12 protein-coding genes are annotated in these 16,131 nt (G+C 54.2%); 8 read left to right on the top strand and 4 right to left on the bottom strand.

Going from position 1 to position 16,131, the window contains the following annotated elements:
* Positions 1–348: ferritin-like domain-containing protein (locus RTM06_RS10645; RefSeq protein WP_312182023.1), on the bottom strand; the 348-nt coding region annotated here is incomplete at its 3' end.
* Positions 349–543: 195 nt separating this feature from the next.
* Here RTM06_RS10645 and RTM06_RS10650 point away from each other — a divergent pair.
* Complete coding sequence (locus RTM06_RS10650) at positions 544–816, top strand: hypothetical protein (protein ID WP_256698689.1); 273 nt, start codon at positions 544–546, stop codon at positions 814–816.
* A gap of 16 nt (positions 817–832) precedes the next feature.
* Here RTM06_RS10650 and RTM06_RS10655 read toward each other — a convergent pair whose 3' ends face one another.
* Together RTM06_RS10655 and RTM06_RS10660 are read right to left on the bottom strand one after the other, a co-directional pair.
* Positions 833–1,078 carry a hypothetical protein gene (locus RTM06_RS10655; protein WP_256698688.1) on the bottom strand — a complete coding sequence of 82 codons (246 nt, stop codon included), beginning with the start codon at positions 1,076–1,078 and terminating at the stop codon, positions 833–835.
* 4 nt (positions 1,079–1,082) lie between these two features.
* A complete protein-coding gene (locus RTM06_RS10660) occupies positions 1,083–1,244 on the bottom strand; it encodes a YnfU family zinc-binding protein (protein WP_008102026.1) in 162 nt (53 codons plus the stop codon).
* A 271-nt stretch (positions 1,245–1,515) separates the two neighbouring features.
* On the opposite strand from RTM06_RS10660, the gene RTM06_RS10665 reads away from it, so the two are divergent.
* The 5 genes from RTM06_RS10665 (at position 1,516) to RTM06_RS10685 (ending at position 13,587) form a co-directional block, all read left to right on the top strand.
* Positions 1,516–10,113 carry a GH36-type glycosyl hydrolase domain-containing protein gene (locus tag RTM06_RS10665; protein WP_312182028.1) on the top strand — a complete coding sequence of 2,866 codons (8,598 nt, stop codon included), beginning with the start codon at positions 1,516–1,518 and terminating at the stop codon, positions 10,111–10,113.
* Positions 10,114–10,219: 106 nt separating this feature from the next.
* Positions 10,220–11,590: an amidohydrolase gene (locus tag RTM06_RS10670; RefSeq protein ID WP_312182030.1), complete on the top strand. Its 1,371-nt coding sequence runs from the start codon at positions 10,220–10,222 to the stop codon at positions 11,588–11,590.
* 149 nt (positions 11,591–11,739) lie between these two features.
* The gene (locus tag RTM06_RS10675; protein ID WP_312182032.1) at positions 11,740–12,450 is read left to right on the top strand and encodes an SDR family oxidoreductase; all 711 of its coding nucleotides are present in this window, start codon (positions 11,740–11,742) and stop codon (positions 12,448–12,450) included.
* A gap of 142 nt (positions 12,451–12,592) precedes the next feature.
* Positions 12,593–13,036, top strand: a complete 444-nt coding sequence (locus RTM06_RS10680) for a hypothetical protein (RefSeq protein ID WP_312182034.1) — start codon at positions 12,593–12,595, stop codon at positions 13,034–13,036.
* Between the two features lie 5 nt (positions 13,037–13,041).
* Positions 13,042–13,587 (top strand): RNA polymerase sigma factor, encoded by a 546-nt coding sequence (locus RTM06_RS10685; protein WP_293793669.1) that lies wholly within the window; start codon positions 13,042–13,044, stop codon positions 13,585–13,587.
* A 28-nt stretch (positions 13,588–13,615) separates the two neighbouring features.
* Here the strand turns inward: RTM06_RS10685 and RTM06_RS10690 are convergent, their stop codons facing one another.
* Entirely contained in the window at positions 13,616–14,527 is a 912-nt protein-coding gene (locus RTM06_RS10690) for an MBL fold metallo-hydrolase (RefSeq protein ID WP_312182038.1), read from the bottom strand.
* A 242-nt stretch (positions 14,528–14,769) separates the two neighbouring features.
* Here RTM06_RS10690 and RTM06_RS10695 point away from each other — a divergent pair, with 242 nt between their 5' ends.
* Together RTM06_RS10695 and RTM06_RS10700 are read left to right on the top strand one after the other, a co-directional pair.
* Positions 14,770–15,099: a gamma-glutamylcyclotransferase family protein gene (locus RTM06_RS10695; RefSeq protein WP_312182040.1), complete on the top strand. Its 330-nt coding sequence runs from the start codon at positions 14,770–14,772 to the stop codon at positions 15,097–15,099.
* A gap of 191 nt (positions 15,100–15,290) precedes the next feature.
* Complete coding sequence (locus RTM06_RS10700; RefSeq protein WP_312182068.1) at positions 15,291–16,085, top strand: MBL fold metallo-hydrolase; 795 nt, start codon at positions 15,291–15,293, stop codon at positions 16,083–16,085.
* The last annotated feature ends 46 nt before the right edge of the window (positions 16,086–16,131 follow it).

The raw sequence follows: 16,131 nt of genomic DNA on the forward strand, positions 1-16,131 counted from the left end.
GGTGGCGATCTCATAATGTTCAACCTTCTGCGCAGCACCGATCAGTCCGGCATCGCAAACCGGCCCTTTCTCCACTTCATCGATGATCTCCTGCGCTTCTTCAGCCAATCCTTCCAGCGCATGACACTTCATCCGTTTGATCTGCACACCTTCAGTGAGTTCAACCAGTTGATCGATACGTTCAATTTGTCCGCGTGTCTCTTCCAGATGCTGTTTAAAGGCTGCGACCAGATTAGGATCGGTGGCTGCACGAATCATTTTTGGTAACGCTTTAGTGATCTGTTTTTCTGCGCTGTAAATATCAGAGAGATCATGCACAAACAGATCGTGCAGTGTTTTAATCGTCATAATATTGCCTTTTGATAAAGTAGGATGTCAGGTAGGTAAAACGTGGGCGAGAAGGAATAATAAATTGCGCCGACACATAAGACTGACTTAATCCTGGCGGACATTACACAATTCACAAGCGAAGCCTTAAAAATAAACACCACGCATTGTTTAATTCATTGCCAGAATTAAAGAAGGTTAATCGGAGACATAATCATGAAAAAACCAAGACAACCCGAACTCAGCGGTGAAATTATTCACGAACGTACTTTACTCCCGCTCGGTTTAATTTCTCTTTACGAAGTCGTCTTCAATAACGGCAAATATGCCGTTATGCGCCTGGATAAAGATCAACCCTTTCATCAGGGTGACATTTTTAAACGCATAAATGATCGCTGGTATTGTGATGAAAAATTAATACATCCACTGGGGTTTCAGTTTGTCGATCGGGCTGAAGCGCAGCGGTCATTTATCGAATATGAGCGGTAATATTTATTTTTCGTTTTCATATTATAGAGTGAACAGTGGCAAGATGGTTCGGTTGCGCGGGTGGCAATGACATCCAGAAATCAACCCCCATGCTGGTTTCATATTCTGCGTGTGACTCAAGAAAAATATGCTCACCGCTGCGCGACTGCCCGCCGTAAAGCCAGCCGCCCTGCACTTCGCCATTATCAAATTGTACGATGCACTCCTGCTTATAGCCCGGCGCTTGTTCATTTAAATCAATCCATTCAAGAATATGGCGCATGTGTCTATACCTCAGCAATAAACAGTGATTTACAGTGCGGGCACAACATAGCCTGCCCGCGCGCTTGTTTTAAGGAAGATTGCGGGCAGAATTTTTTACACACTGGACACTGCGTTTTTATTTCCCGGCGCGATAAACCTTCTAAAAATTGATTTAACCAGCTCATGATTTTTTCCTTTTTCAGTTAACTTATTCTAACACACCTCACTTTTTTCACTGCAACTAACACTTGACAACATTGTTAATGATCTTCAACCCCATCATTACACTCATTTAAATATTTTAAATTTACTTTAATTATATAAAGCCAACCGTCAAATAAATTCAACGCTATACTCAATAAAGACAGAACAGTTTCCTCGCCCACTCTTATACCGTCAATCTTCCTGTTGATAGTGCTGACTTTTATAATCCACTGGATTTTTTGCGACGCCATTATGAAAAATAAAATTCCCACCGGATCAATCATCGGCAGTAGTGCGCTTCCAGCAACCGCACGCGCCAGTCTTGAATTATTGCCTGACAGCGGCATCTATCAGGCGAACCGGCCAGACGTTTTTTCCGAACAGCAAATGGCAATATATGGCGAGCGACTGGCAAAAACGCATCATCTTTCTGACGCCAAAAAAAACTATAAGTTATTGCAGCGACTAAGTGAAAACGAACAGGCGCTGATAAAAAGTGCAGAAATATTAAGTACCGGTGATAAGCGTAATCTGACGCCGGCTGGCGAGTGGCTGTTAGATAATTTTTATATCATCGAAGAACAAATTCGCATGGTACGCCATCTGTTGCCGACCAAATTTGGTCAGGGTTTACCCGCGCTTGAAGAGCCCACCCACGCGTTACGTATTCAGGCGATTGCTGATGAGATGATCAGTCACAGCGACGGCCGCTTAGAATCGACGGTGCTGGCGACTTTTATTCATGCTTATCAGAGGATTACGCCGCTGCTGATGGGAGAACTTTGGGCGCTTCCCGCCATGCTGCGCTTTGCGCTGCTCGATAACCTCGCGCGTATTGCGCAAGGCGTCGCCGAGATCCATCAGGAGCGCAGCCAGGCCGAAGCGTGGATTAATGAGATCGTTCATCACTCCGCCAAAGACGCCACGCGGGTGATTCAGGTGATTGCCGATATGGCACACAAAAACAGCCAGCTTTCTGGCGCGTTTGTCGCCGAACTGGCGCGCAAGCTGAATGGTCAGAATCACTCGCTAGCGCTGACGTGGGTGGAGCAACATCTGCTGAACACCGGGCGTAATACCGCGGATGTGATTGAACAATTTAACCGTCAACTGGCATTGAGCCAGCTTTCGGTCAGCAACAGCATTGCCGGATTGCGCCAGCTCGGTGAAATCAACTGGCAGGATTTGGTGGAATCGCTGAGTCTGGTGGAGCAGGTACTGGTGCAGGATCCGGCTGGCATTTATCCGCAGATGCATTTTGACAGCCGCGATCAGTACCGACACGTGGTGGAAGAGCTGGCGCGTCAGAGCGAATTCGACGAGCTTAGCGTGGCCAATCAGGTGCTGGCGCTGAGTCGTCAGCCCGAATTGCCGTCGCGCCAGCAGCATATTGGTTACTTTCTGCTGGATAAAGGACGCGCGCAGCTTGAGCAACAGTTAAAGCCGCGCCGTTCCTGGTTGAATCAGGCGCGTCATCATCTCAGCCAAACGCCGCTGCTCTCCTGGCTTGGCAGCCTCACCTTATTGACCACCGCCTTCAGCGCCGAAGCGCTGTTTTTCACCCATCAGGCCGGTATGTCGGTGGTGCTGTGGCTGTTGCTGGTACCGGCGGTGATCATTATCAGCAGCCAGCTCGCCTTACAACTGCTCAGCGAAGTGACAACCCGCACCCGCCATCCGGTTCCCCTTCCGCGACTCGATTACGAGCTGGCGGTGCCGGATAGCGATCGCACCTTGGTAGTGATCCCTTGCTTAATCAGCAGCAAACAGGGCACCGATACGCTGCTGCGCTCGCTGGAAACCAGCTATCTCGGCAACGCGCTCGACAACATCACTTTTGCGCTGCTGGCCGACTTCACAGACAGCGTGGATGAACATCAGGTTGATGATGATGAAATCATCGGTTACGCAGTACTGAAAATTCAGGCGCTCAACCGCCGTTACAGCAGCAAGTCGCACCACGATGTGCTGTTTTCGCTGCTGCATCGCAACCGGGTTCACAATCCTTCACAGGGCGTTTGGATGGGTTATGAGCGCAAGCGCGGCAAACTGCATGCGCTCAATCGCTGGCTGCAAGGTGAAGCGGAGATGTTTAACGTGATCGTAGGTGCCAGCCAGGCGCAGATGCGCACTGTGAAATACGTCATCACCCTTGATGCCGACACCATTCTGCCGCGCGAAACCGCACACAAGCTGATTGGTATCATGGCGCATCCCCTCAATGCGCCGGTATTTGATGATCGCCTCAACCGCGTGGTGGAAGGTTACGCCATTCTGCAGCCGCGTCTGGCCGAAGAGATCCCGCCCTTTGGACAAGGCCGCTACGCGCGGCTCTCCAGCAGCGTGCCGGGCAACGATGCCTATTCATCGATGTCTTCCGATATCTATCAGGATCTATTTGGCGAAGGTTCGTTTGTCGGCAAAGGCATTTACGATGTGGCGGCTTTCACCCGCGCGACGCGCAATACCTGCCCGGAAAATCTGGTGCTGAGTCACGATCTGCTGGAGGGCTGTTACGCGCGTTCCGGCGTGGTCAGCAATGTGGTGCTGTATGAACACTATCCGGATAACTATCTCAGCGATGTCGCGCGGCGTTTCCGCTGGGTGCGCGGTGACTGGCAGCTGCTGAACTGGTTAAAACTGCGTGTACGTCTGGAGGATGGCGGCTATCAGGCCAATCCGCTGAGCGCGCTTTCGCGCTGGAAATTGTTCGATAACCTGCGTCGCAGTCTGGTGGCTCCTGCCTTGCTACTGCTGATGTTTCTGGCTTTCACTTGGGTAGCGAATCCGCCGTTTTGGCTCGGCTGTATTGCGCTGTTCCTGCTGCTGCCAAGCGCTTTTGCGCTGAGCATGGAAGGCATGCGCAAAAGCAAAAGGCGCGCCTGGCAACATCATCTCACTATCTTGTACTCGGATGCGTTAATGCGTCTGGGACGTGCGGGACTGACGCTGGCAGCGTTGCCGCATGAAAGCTACTGGTCGCTTAAAGCGATCATCGTCACGCTGTGGCGATTGAACGTCAGCGGGCAGTTTCTCCATGAATGGAAAAGCGCGTCGGCGGGCAGTTCCTCGCCCACGCCGTCACTGCGGAACTTTTATCAGGCAATGTGGTTTAATCCGGCGGCAGGCGTTGCACTGTCACTTTTAACCGTGCTGATCAATCCACAACTGATCGCGTTAGCGCTGCCGCTTTCCTTGCTGTGGCTGCTCACGCCGTGGCTGTTATGGCAGTTGAGTAAACCGGCGCAATCGCGGCAGAAAAAACTCTCCGCAGAGCAGCAGCAGTTTTTGCGCCAGACCGCGCGCCACACCTGGGCATGGTTTGAAGATTTCGTTACCGCCGAGCACAACCACTTGCCGCCGGATAACTTCCAGGAAGTGTTGCAGCCGGTGGTGGCGCACCGCACTTCGCCGACCAATATCGGCCTGTCACTGCTGGCTAATTTAACCGCATGGGATTTCGGTTACATCACGCAAAAACAGGTGATTACCCGTTCGCTCGCCACTCTGGATAGCCTTGATCGCATGGAGCATTTTCGTGGGCATCTCTACAACTGGTATGACACTTACACGCTAAAACCGTTAAATCCACGTTACATTTCTACCGTGGATAGCGGCAACCTCGCCGCCCATCTCGCTACCTTGCAGGCGGGTCTTGCGCAATGGAAGCATCTGCCGGTGATCGCTTTACCGCTGATCATGGCTGGTCTGAATGACACCTTGATGCTGGCCAAAGCGCAAATGGGCACAGAGCGTCACGATCGCTGGGATGAGCTAGCCGAGCAGTTTGTTGCGCTGCAACAAGTCGCACCCGCCGCGATTGCCAATCATCTTTCATCCCTGATCGCGCTGAGTGAAATTCTGCTGGCGCAGCTCAAACTGCCGCCGTCGCAGGTGAAATGGTTTGAACGCTTTATCCATCAGCTCAGCGATTTCCAGCAAGAGTGGATGCGTTATTTCAGCTGGATCGGGCCGGATGATGTGCTGCCGGACGCTTTGCCCTCGTTGCTGTGGCTGAGTGAATTAAAACTTCATCGCCCCGGCCTTAATGCCCAGCTCGCCGCTTCCGTGATGTGGGCCGCGCGAGAACGCATGGCGACCTTGCTGGAGCTGGAAGGACGTCTGGAAGATCACGCTAAAATGGACTTTCGTTTTCTCTATGTTGAAAAAAACGCGCTGCTCAGCGTCGGTTACAACCTCGATAGCGGCCTACTCGACAAAGGCCATTACGATCTCTTCCCCTCCGAAGTGCGCCTGACGCACTATTACGCCATCTCCGCCAATCAGCTGCCGGTAAAAAGCTGGTTCGTGCTGGGGCGCTTGTTTACCCAGCTGGATAACAAACCTGCGGTGATGTCGTGGAGCGGCTCGATGTTTGAGTATCTGATGCCGCATCTGGTGATGCCGGTCTACCCGGATACGCTGCTGGAGAAAATGGCGCTCTCGGCGGTGAAGCAGCAGATCGCCTCCGGCGACGCCGCGCAGATTCCGTGGGGCGTTTCCGAATCGGCGTATGCCGCTTTCGATGATAGCCAAAACTATCAATACAAAGCCTTCGGTACGCCCGAGTTGGGACTAAAACGTGGCCTCAACGATGATCATGTGGTCGCGCCCTACGCCTCGCTGCTCGCGTTGATGGTGCTGCCGCATCAGGCCACCGATAACCTGATGAAGCTGAAGAAAATGGGTGCCTGCGGGAAATACGGTTTCTACGAAGCGCTTGATTTCACCGCACATCGGCTGGCGCGCGGTCAGCAATTTGTCGCAGTGAAAACTTACATGGCGCATCACCAGGGAATGGGTTTTCTGGCGATTTCGCATCTGCTGCATGAAGCGCCGATGGTGGCGCGGTTTATGTCCAGCGCACGCTTCCAGTCTTCTTATTTACTGCTGCAGGAGCGCATGCCGGACGACATTGAGCTCTATACGCCGCGTCGTCAGTTCGTTGATACCCGCGAGATCAAGCCACGTTCGGACACGCATGAACTGCGCGAATACAGCGGTTCGGCGGCTCACTTGCCACAGCTGCAGCTGCTGTCGAATGCAAACTATCATGTGATGGTGACGCAATCCGGCACCGGTTACAGCGAGTGGAAAGGATTGGCGTTAACCCGCTGGCGCGCCGATGGCACCAGCAATCAGCACGGCATCTTCTGCTATATCCGCGATCGTCAATCCGGCGAATTGATCAGCCCGACGTTCCAGCCGAGCGGCGATACGCGGCCACAACACATTGCCCGCTTCACCGATGCTGGCGCGGAGTTTGAGTCGCGCGCTGAAACCCTCAGCACCCACACGCAAGTGGTGGTGTCGCCAGAAGATGATGTGGAGATTCGCCGCATCGTCCTCACCAACCATTCACGCCAGCTGCGTGAGATGGATATCACCAGCTATGCGGAAGTGGTGCTCGCCTCCGCTGCCAGCGATATGGCGCATCCGGCGTTCAGCAATCTGTTTGTGCAAACCGAAATTGTTACCGAGCTGGAAGCCATTCTGGCGCATCGCCGCCCGCGTGATGAGAAAACCGAACCGGTGTGGATGTTCCACGCGCTGCTGATTCACGGCACCAGCGAGCGCGATACGCATTATGAAACCGACCGTGCGCAGTTTATTGGTCGCGGCAGGACCCGCGCCGATCCACAAGCCATTACAGCGGAAGGCATACTCAGCGGCAGCGCCGGTGCGGTGCTCGATCCGCTGATGTCGATCCGCCAGAAAATCGCGCTCAACCCGGGTAAATCCATCACCCTCGATCTGGTGTACGGCGTCACTACGCAGCGTGACGCCTGCCTTGGATTGATTGAGAAGTATCGCAACAATGTCTATGCCAATCGGGTATTTGAAATGACGGCGTCGCACAGTCAGGTGGCGCTGCGACAGCTGAATATCCTCGCCGAAGATGCCAGTTTGTATAACCAGCTCGCCAGCGCGGTGATTTTTGCCAGCCCTGAAATGCGCGGCGACAGCCAGCGTATGCAGCAGAATCGTCTCGGGCAAACCTCGCTATGGCGCTACTCCATTTCAGGCGATCTGCCTATCGTGCTGGTACGCATCGAAAACGGTACGCAGCTTAGTCTGGTGAGCAATCTGATCAAGGCACATCAATACTGGCGTCAGAAAGGATTGACGGCGGATTTGGTGATCCTTAACGGCGAGCAAGGTGGCTATCAGCAGCTGTTGCAGAATCAGCTGATCAAGATGATTTCATCCGGCGAAACTCAGCTGCTGGCCGACAAGCCGGGCGGCATCTTCCTGCGCCAAAGCGATCACTTTGCCGCCGAAGACGTCACGCTGTTACTCAGCGTGGCAGCCGTGGTACTGGAAGGACGCAATGGCAGCCTGGCCGATCAGCTGACGGTGCTGTTAAAACCGCAGCCGGTTGCGCCGCCTTCCCGCTTCCTGCCGCATAAACAGGCATTACCTACGCCCACTCGCCTCGCCGCAGCGGAAACCTTGCAGCTGTTCAATGGCACCGGCGGCTACAGCGCCGATGGCAGTGAATACCACATTCTGCTGTCCCCACATCTTCAGACGCCCGCGCCCTGGTGCAACGTGCTGGCAAATAAACAGTTTGGCAGCGTGATCTCGGAAAGTGGTCAGGCCTACACCTGGTTTGAAAATGCGCACGAATACCGCCTGACGCCGTGGCACAACGATCCGGTTAGCGATACGTCGGGCGAAGCCTTTTATCTGCGCGATGAGGAGAGCGGCGATGTCTGGTCGCCGATGCCGCTGCCAATGCGTGGCAACGGTGATTATCTGACGCAGCACGGTATGGGCTACAGCTGCTTTGTGCATCAGGAGCAAGGCATTCGCAGCACGCTCACCACCTTTGTCGCAGCCGAGCAGGCGGCGAAAATCACGCTAATCCAACTCAGCAATCTGTCGGGCAAAACGCGACATCTGTCGATCACCGGCTACGTCGAATGGGTGCTGGGTGAGCTGATGAGCCAATCTGCCCGCCACGTGCAAACCTCATCGGCAATAGTGGCCGATGGCAGCGCCATTCTGGCGATGAATCCGTATACCAGCGCCGGATCGACGCGCACCGCATTCTTCGCCGCATCAGGCAATCAGATTGCTTTCAGCGGTAATCGCCTTGAGTGTCTGGGCCGCAATGGTTCAACGCGTAAGCCCGCGATGATGCAAGCGCGTGGCTTATCGGGCAACACCGGCGCGGGGCTCGATCCCTGCGCCACCTTGCAAACGCTGACCAGCTTAATTGATGGCGACACGCGCACCTTGGTGTTCGTATTAGGCGCGGCGGAAGATACCACATCGGCGCTGACGCTGATGCAGCAATTTCTCCCCAGCGAACAGGCGGAAACCGAGCTGGCAAAAGTACAGCAGCAATGGCGCGGTCTGTTAGACAAAGTCGAGGTGCAAACACCGGATGCAGCGGTGAACCTGCTGGCGAACAACTGGCTGCTGTACCAAACGCTGGCCAGCCGTTTGCTGGCGCGCAGCGGTTATTATCAGTCGGGCGGCGCGTTTGGCTTCCGCGATCAGTTGCAGGACACGCTATCGCTGACCCACGCCGCGCCACACTTGTTGCGCGATCAGCTGGTGCTGTGCGCGTCCCGTCAGTTCCTCGAAGGCGATGTGCAGCATTGGTGGCATCCACCCGCCGGACGCGGCGTGCGCACCCGCTGCTCGGATGATTATCTCTGGCTGCCCTTTGCCCTTTGCCATTACATCACCGCCACCGAGGATATCGCGCTGTTAGAACAGCCAGTTAGCTATCTTGAAGCGCCGCTGCTTGCGGCCGAAGAAGAGTCGGTTTACAGCCTGCCCAACGTCAGTCAGCTGCAGGAAAACCTGTGGCAGCATGGCTTGCGCGCCATCCAGCATGGCCTGAGATTTGGCGAGTATGGTTTGCCGCTGATGGGTTCTGGCGACTGGAATGACGGCATGAGCGAAGTCGGCATTGCCGGTAAAGGCGAGAGCGTCTGGCTGGGCTTTTTCCTCTACAGCGTGCTCACGCGCTTTGCCGCGCTCTCCACACGTATCGGGCAAGCGGAAGCCGCTACGTTGTGCGAACAGCAGGCTGCAAAGCTGAAAACGGCACTGAATCAGCGCGCCTGGGATGGTGAATGGTTCCTGCGCAGCTACTTCGATAGCGGCGAAACTCTCGGTTCACACCGCAACGCCGAATGCCGCATTGACGCCATCGCACAGAGCTGGTCGGTGCTGTCTGCTGCGGGCGATCATGATAAATGCGTCTCGGCAATGCAGGCGCTCGATCAGCAGTTAGTTGACAGCGATAACGGCCTGATCAAGCTGCTGACGCCGCCGTTTAATGGCATCGGTCCCAATCCGGGATACATTCGTGGTTATCTGCCCGGCATTCGCGAAAACGGCGGGCAATACACGCACGGCGCGCTGTGGGCAATTATGGCGTTCGCGGAAATGGACCAGGTTGATCGCGCCTGGGAATTGCTGGCGCTGATTAATCCGATCAATCACAGCCTTGATGCGCATGCTGTTGCAACTTACAAGGTCGAACCTTACGTGAAGGCGGCGGATGTCTACAGCGCCGATAATCAACAAGGTCGCGGCGGCTGGACGTGGTACACCGGCTCGGCGGGCTGGACCTATCAGCTGATTATCGAAACCCTGCTCGGCATCACGCGTCACGGCGATAAATTGCAACTGCGTCCACGTCTGCCTCAGGCGTGGCCGGGCGCGAAGGTGATTTATCATGAAGGTGACGCGCGCTATGAAATTGAGATGCTACGTACGTCCGAAGGTTATCAGCTGTGGCTGGATGATGAGCTAAGTGCGGATGATGCCATCACGCTCAGCGGTGAAGCTGGGATTCATCAGGTACGAATTCATCTCGCGGAGTAGCAATCACTGCGGTCATTAGTTTTCACCATAGCCAGCAGTGGGAAATATCAAAGCGCCCTGCCAGCGTCTATTTTAGGGTAATTCTCCCCTACAAGGAGAATGACTCATGAGCCTCTTATCACCCGGCAATCGCCGGGATTTTCTTTCCGCCGGCATGAAACTCACCGCCGCAGGCACCTTACTCAGCGCGGGCATGAGCCGCAGCGCTCAGGCGGCGGCAACCTGCCAACCCGCCAATGCCAGCCGCGTGGATGCCACGCACTATCTGCTGCGTAACGTGCGACTGGAAGAAGCTTTTATCCGCAAACAGGACGTGATTACCGCCACGCGCACCGGTTTGTATGATGTCGAAGTGAATGCCGGAAATATTGCCGTAGTGCATCCCGCAGGCGTTAAACTTAATTTGCCCGCATGGGACGCCGCCGGTTATCTGCTGCTGCCCGCCACGCGCGATATGCACATCCATCTCGATAAAACCTTCTACGGCGAAGGCTGGCGCGCCCCGCTGCCGCGTCATAGCGTGATCGATATGATTCATCAGGAAGAGCAGATCCTGCCCGAACTGGTGCCGACTTCTGAAATCCGCGCCGAGAAACTGATTGGTCTGCTGCAATCCAAAGGCAGCAGTTCCGCACGCAGCCATTGCAACATCGATCCGGTCAGCAAGTTACAAGGTCTGGAACATCTTCAGCAGGCGATTGCCAACCATCGCGACGATTTTCATGCGGAGATTGTCGCCTTCCCGCAGCACGGATTATTGCGCTCAAACGTCGAAGGCATGATGCGCGAAGCGATGAAAATGGGCGCGAACTATGTTGGCGGGCTGGACCCGACCAACGTTGACGGCGCGATGGAGAAGTCGCTGGATACCATGTTCAGCATCGCGCTCGATTTCGCCGCACCGATCGATATTCACTTGCATGAAACCGAACCGCACGGCGTAGCGGCGATTCGCTACATGCTGAAAACGGTGCGCGACAATCCGCAACTGAAAGGCAAGGTGACCATCAGCCACGCTTTCGCGCTGGGTACGTTACAGGGTAACGAGTTGGCAGCAATGATTGAGGAGCTGAAAGAGCAGCAGTTCAGCATCGCCACCACTGTGCCGATTGGCCGGGTGATCATGCCGCTGCCGCAGCTGCGCGCTGCTGGCGTGCCGGTGTGGTCGGGCACTGACACCATCGCCGATCACTGGCAGCCGTTTGGTAGCGGCAGCATGCTGGAAAAAGCCAACGTCTATTCGCAACTCTATCGTGGGCCGGATGAGTATTCGCTCAGCCGCGCGTTAGGTATCGCGACTAACGAAGTGTTGCCGCTGAATAGCCACGGCGAACAGCAATGGCCGAAAGCGCAGGATCGCGCCACCATGATGCTGGTTAACGCAAGTTGCTCTGCGGAAGCCGTTGCGCACATCGCGCCGGTAATGGCGACGTTCTATAACGGTAAGCAGACGTTTGGTGGATTGGCGAAGATGTAGACGCCTTGCAAATACCGAGGAGGGTCGCCATAAATGGCGACCCTACAACGTGTGCGCATTCATGCGCACCAGGTAAACATAGTCAGTTTAGGCATTTGCCTGCAGCAGTCCTTTTCCTTAGCTTGAAATCATCAACAGGAGAGGAACCTATGACAGCATCAGCATTACCGGTGGCGATTGTCACCGGCGGCAACAGCGGCATTGGCCTGGAAACCGTGAAGTTATTGGCGGCCGATCATCAGGTTTACGCCATTGGTCGCAATCAGCAAACTTTACAGGCGTTGGAGCGGGTAACCAATGTGATTCCGGTTGCGCTGGATATCACAGATTTTGCCGCCGTGGCCGCGTTCATCGCCACGCTGGATCGGGTTGACGTGCTGGTGCATTCGGCGGCGATCTCGATACTCAGCACCACCTTCTCCGCCACGCCAGAACTGTGGCAACAGCACCTGAATATTAACGTCATCGCGCCTGCTGAACTCACGCGCTTAGCCTTGCCAGCACTGCGCGCCTCGCAGGGTAAAGTGGTATTTATCAATTCCGGTTCGGGAACGCTGGCGTTAGCAGGACACGTTATTTACTCCGCCTCGAAATTTGCTCTTACCGCGCTGGCGCATGCGCTGCGTAGCGAAGAGAGCGAACATGGCGTGCGGGTCGCGACAGTCGCGCCTGGCCCAACCGATACGCCGATGAACCAAGCCTCGCGTGCCCGCGCGGGCAACCATGCGCCGATCAATCCGCAGGAGTATCTCGACGCGACTTCAGTGGCACGCGCCGTACGCTTTATCATTGACAGCCCGGAAGACACGCAAATTGCCGATATTGTAATTAGACCACGGAGGGATAAAGCAAGACGCTGATTCTTCGACAAATAGTCTGCAATTCTAGGCTGCCATCCGGCGGCCTTTTTCTTTTTTTTAAATTTTTTAAGCAATATTCTCACCGCTCATTCGTCTACCTCATCAACAGCAGTTATCCGTTAATCTAATGAGGACAAAAACAATGAGAGATTTTGATATGCACAGACACGGTCATCGGGATCATTTTGGTGGGCATCGCCTGGCGAAACCGCTGTTGATGGGCGCGGTGATCATCGCCGCACTGGGTTTACTGGTGATGTCGCTGTGGAATGCGTTGCTGCCCGACATTATCGGCGTGAAAAGCATCGGCTTCTGGCAGGCGCTGGGTTTGCTGGCGTTGTGCCGCATCTTGTTTGGCGGTTTGGGATTCCGTCCGGGCATGTTTGGTATGGCGCGTCGCCGCATGCACGAGCGCTGGATGCAGATGACGCCGGAACAGCGCGAAGAATTTATGCAGCATCGCCGCAATCGCTTTGGTCATCGTGGCCACCACGATCGTTGCGACTGGCAGGGTCGTCGTGATGAGCGAGGCGAAGCGCGCCCACAGCCGGAGAATAACCCGCCTAAATCCAGCGACGCCGAGTAAGCGAAATGCCGCAGAATTCACTGCTGATGTCGGCAATCACCGCCTGTCGCACCAAGCTCAATGCATTTATTCGCGGACGAACCGCAGTGCGTGAAGATGCCGACGATATCTTGCAGGAAGTCACGTATAAGCTGATGCAAGTGGAGCAGCCGGTGGAGAATGTCGCCGCCTGGCTGTTCCGGGCGGCACGCAATGAAATGACCGATCGGGCACGGAAAAAGCGTGAGCTGCCGCTGGCCGATTTTTTCGGCGGCAGTGAAGAGAATGATTTCCCGGAAGATGAGCTGGCTGAAACCTTATTTGGGGTGCCGCAAACGCCGGAAGATGAATATCTCAAAACGTTATTGTGGGAAGAACTGGAGGAGGCGTTAGCCGAATTACCGGACGCACAGCGTGAGGTGTTCGAGAAAACCGAACTGCTCGGCTACAGCTATAACGAGCTGGCTGAAGAGAGCGGCAGCAGCGTGCAGACGTTATTATCGCGCAAGCACAAAGCGGTTTTATTTCTGCGTACGCGACTGCGCAACCTGTATGACGAAATAACCGGATAACCCGATTGCCTGACAATCGGGCCTCTTTTTACCACCACTGTTTCTCTTGCTGCGGCTGTAAAAACTGCACGCCCTGCCCGATTTGCGGCATCGACAGGTTAATTTTCTGTTCCTGTGCCAGCGCCACGATTTGATTAAGCGGATCGTTCCATGGATGGAATGCTAAATCGAAAGCGGCATTGTGAATCGGGAACAACCATTTCGCGTTAAGATCGATAAAGGCTTTGATGGTGTCTTGCGGCAACATATGAATATCGGCCCAGCGACGGTCATACGCACCGTTTTCCAGAAAGGCCATGTCGAATGGGCCGAATTTATTGCCGATCTGTTTGAAACCGTCGAAATAACCGGAATCACCGCCAAAAAACAGGCGGAAATCATCGCTGATAAGGCTCCATGAGCACCACAAACGTTTATTGCTATCGAGAATTCCACGGCCAGAGAAGTGCTGCGATGGCGTCGCAACAAAATGAATCCCGCCGATATTCTTTGATTCCCACCAATCCAGCTGGGTAATTTTTTCCTGCGCAACGCCCCAGGATACCAGCAAATCGCCCACGCCAAGCGGCGTCAGGAAATAGCGCACGCGATCTTTGAGCTGCAAAATGGTGTGATAATCCAGATGATCGTAATGATCATGCGAAAGGATGATCCCTTCGATGGGCGGCAAATCGTCTAGCGCTATTGGCGCAGGCTGGAAGCGTTTGGGACCAAACCATTTAAACGGCGAGGCGCGCTGGGTAAATACCGGATCGGTCAGCCAATATTTCCCCTGCATTTTAAACAGCAATGACGAATGCCCCAGGCGAAATACGCTGTTATCCGCCGCTGCAGCAAGCTGCTGCGCGTCGAGTTGGATTAATGGCAGCGCAGCATCAGGAGCGGTGTTTTTCGGTTTATTAAAGGCAAAATCCCAGAATAGTTTGGCGAATTCAGTCAATCCTAACTGCTGGCGGGGGATCTTATTGTTAAACCTTTTGCCATCGAACTGAGCAGATTGCGGGTAGCTTTTTATATTGCAGCGAGAAATGCTCGAACTATTCAACATTGATCTTTTACCTCTCATCGCGGGTCCTTCAGAATAGCCACTTTTAAGGCATCGCACATCGCATATTGGGCGATTGATGACATCGTCATCGCCAATAGGTAAAGTCACCCTTTTGCTTGATTTTATGAGGGAAAATGAAACGTTTATTTGTTTACGGCACGCTGCAGCCAGGCCAATCAAATGCGCATATTCTGGAAAATATCGGCGGCGAATGGCTGGCGGGATCGGTTCGCGGCACCTTCTATGCACGCGGCTGGGGCGCAGCGGCGGATTTCCCCGGCATTGTGTTGCAGGACAATGGCCCGCGCGTACCGGGTTATCTGTTTGTGTCTGACAAGCTCGAGCCACATTGGCCGATGCTGGATGAGTTCGAAGATGGCTACGATCGGGTGGAAGTGGATGTCACCACTAGCAATGGCGAGCTGATCACGGCGTGGATTTATCAGTTGCAGCCGCAACTATAACTTCACAGCTCGATTTCGTAGGGCGCGCATTCATGCGCACCTGGTCACCATAAATGGCGACCCTACGGAATTCCCACTTTCCTCTTACTTCCCAAATGCGGTGCGACGCCCCTAATACAATCGATGGTGATCTGCACACGTCTTGATTTCGGCTTCTAGAATGAATCTCACATAGACGAGAGGAATTCATGATGATCAAAATCTGCACGGCATGCGGCACATCGTACGATGAACAGCAGAGTAAAATCGAACACTGCAAAATCTGTGAAGACGAACGGCAATTTGTGCCGGCCAGCGGGCAAAAATGGACTTCACTGAAAAGCCTGCAATCCACGCACTGCAATAAATGGCAGCAACATGCTGCCAACTTATTTAGCCTGCAAACCGTGCCCAGCTTCGCCATTAATCAACGCGCGTTTCTGCTGCAAACGCCGCACGGCAATATTCTGTGGGATTGCATCGCTAATTTCGATGAAGCCACTAAGGCGATTGTCTCCGCGCTCGGCGGTGTTCACGCCATTGCTATTTCGCATCCGCACTATTACAGCACCATGCAGGATTGGGCGGCAGCGTTCGATGCGCCAATTTATCTGCACGCCAACGACAGTGAATGGATTGTGCGCGAAAGCCCGCATATTAGGCTTTGGCAACATGATGAGCTGGAAATTGTGCCGAATGTGAAGCTGATTCGTCTTGGTGGACATTTTGCCGGCGGCTGCGTGTTGTATTGGGCGCAGGAGGGTGGCGTGTTGCTGAGCGGCGATATTGTGCAAGTTACGCCGGGCGCTAATGCGGTGTCATTTATGTGGAGCTATCCGAATATGCTCCCTTTATCAGTCACTTCGGTAAGAGATATTACACGTCGTCTGGCGGCGCTGAAATTTGCGCGGCTTTATGGCGCATTCGAGCAACGTGAAATTCTCGCTGATGCGCAGCAAATCGTAATGCAGTCGGGTGAGAAATATGTTGCCTGCTTGAACGCCTGAACGAATAGTGAGCAAACGCGCCGCATATGGATGTACAGACGTCTAA

Source organism: Pantoea sp. CTOTU46764 (genome assembly GCF_031974595.1).
Taxonomy (GTDB): domain Bacteria; phylum Pseudomonadota; class Gammaproteobacteria; order Enterobacterales; family Enterobacteriaceae; genus Pantoea; species Pantoea trifolii.

Coding starts and splice junctions, on each gene's coding strand:
- RTM06_RS10650 (WP_256698689.1), top strand. CDS start 544: ATGAAAAAACCAAGACAACCCGAACTCAGCGGTGAAATTATTCACGAA.
- RTM06_RS10665 (WP_312182028.1), top strand. CDS start 1,516: ATGAAAAATAAAATTCCCACCGGATCAATCATCGGCAGTAGTGCGCTT.
- RTM06_RS10660 (WP_008102026.1), bottom strand. CDS start 1,244: ATGAGCTGGTTAAATCAATTTTTAGAAGGTTTATCGCGCCGGGAAATA.
- RTM06_RS10675 (WP_312182032.1), top strand. CDS start 11,740: ATGACAGCATCAGCATTACCGGTGGCGATTGTCACCGGCGGCAACAGC.
- RTM06_RS10685 (WP_293793669.1), top strand. CDS start 13,042: ATGCCGCAGAATTCACTGCTGATGTCGGCAATCACCGCCTGTCGCACC.
- RTM06_RS10680 (WP_312182034.1), top strand. CDS start 12,593: ATGAGAGATTTTGATATGCACAGACACGGTCATCGGGATCATTTTGGT.
- RTM06_RS10670 (WP_312182030.1), top strand. CDS start 10,220: ATGAGCCTCTTATCACCCGGCAATCGCCGGGATTTTCTTTCCGCCGGC.
- RTM06_RS10695 (WP_312182040.1), top strand. CDS start 14,770: ATGAAACGTTTATTTGTTTACGGCACGCTGCAGCCAGGCCAATCAAAT.
- RTM06_RS10700 (WP_312182068.1), top strand. CDS start 15,291: ATGATCAAAATCTGCACGGCATGCGGCACATCGTACGATGAACAGCAG.
- RTM06_RS10655 (WP_256698688.1), bottom strand. CDS start 1,078: ATGCGCCATATTCTTGAATGGATTGATTTAAATGAACAAGCGCCGGGC.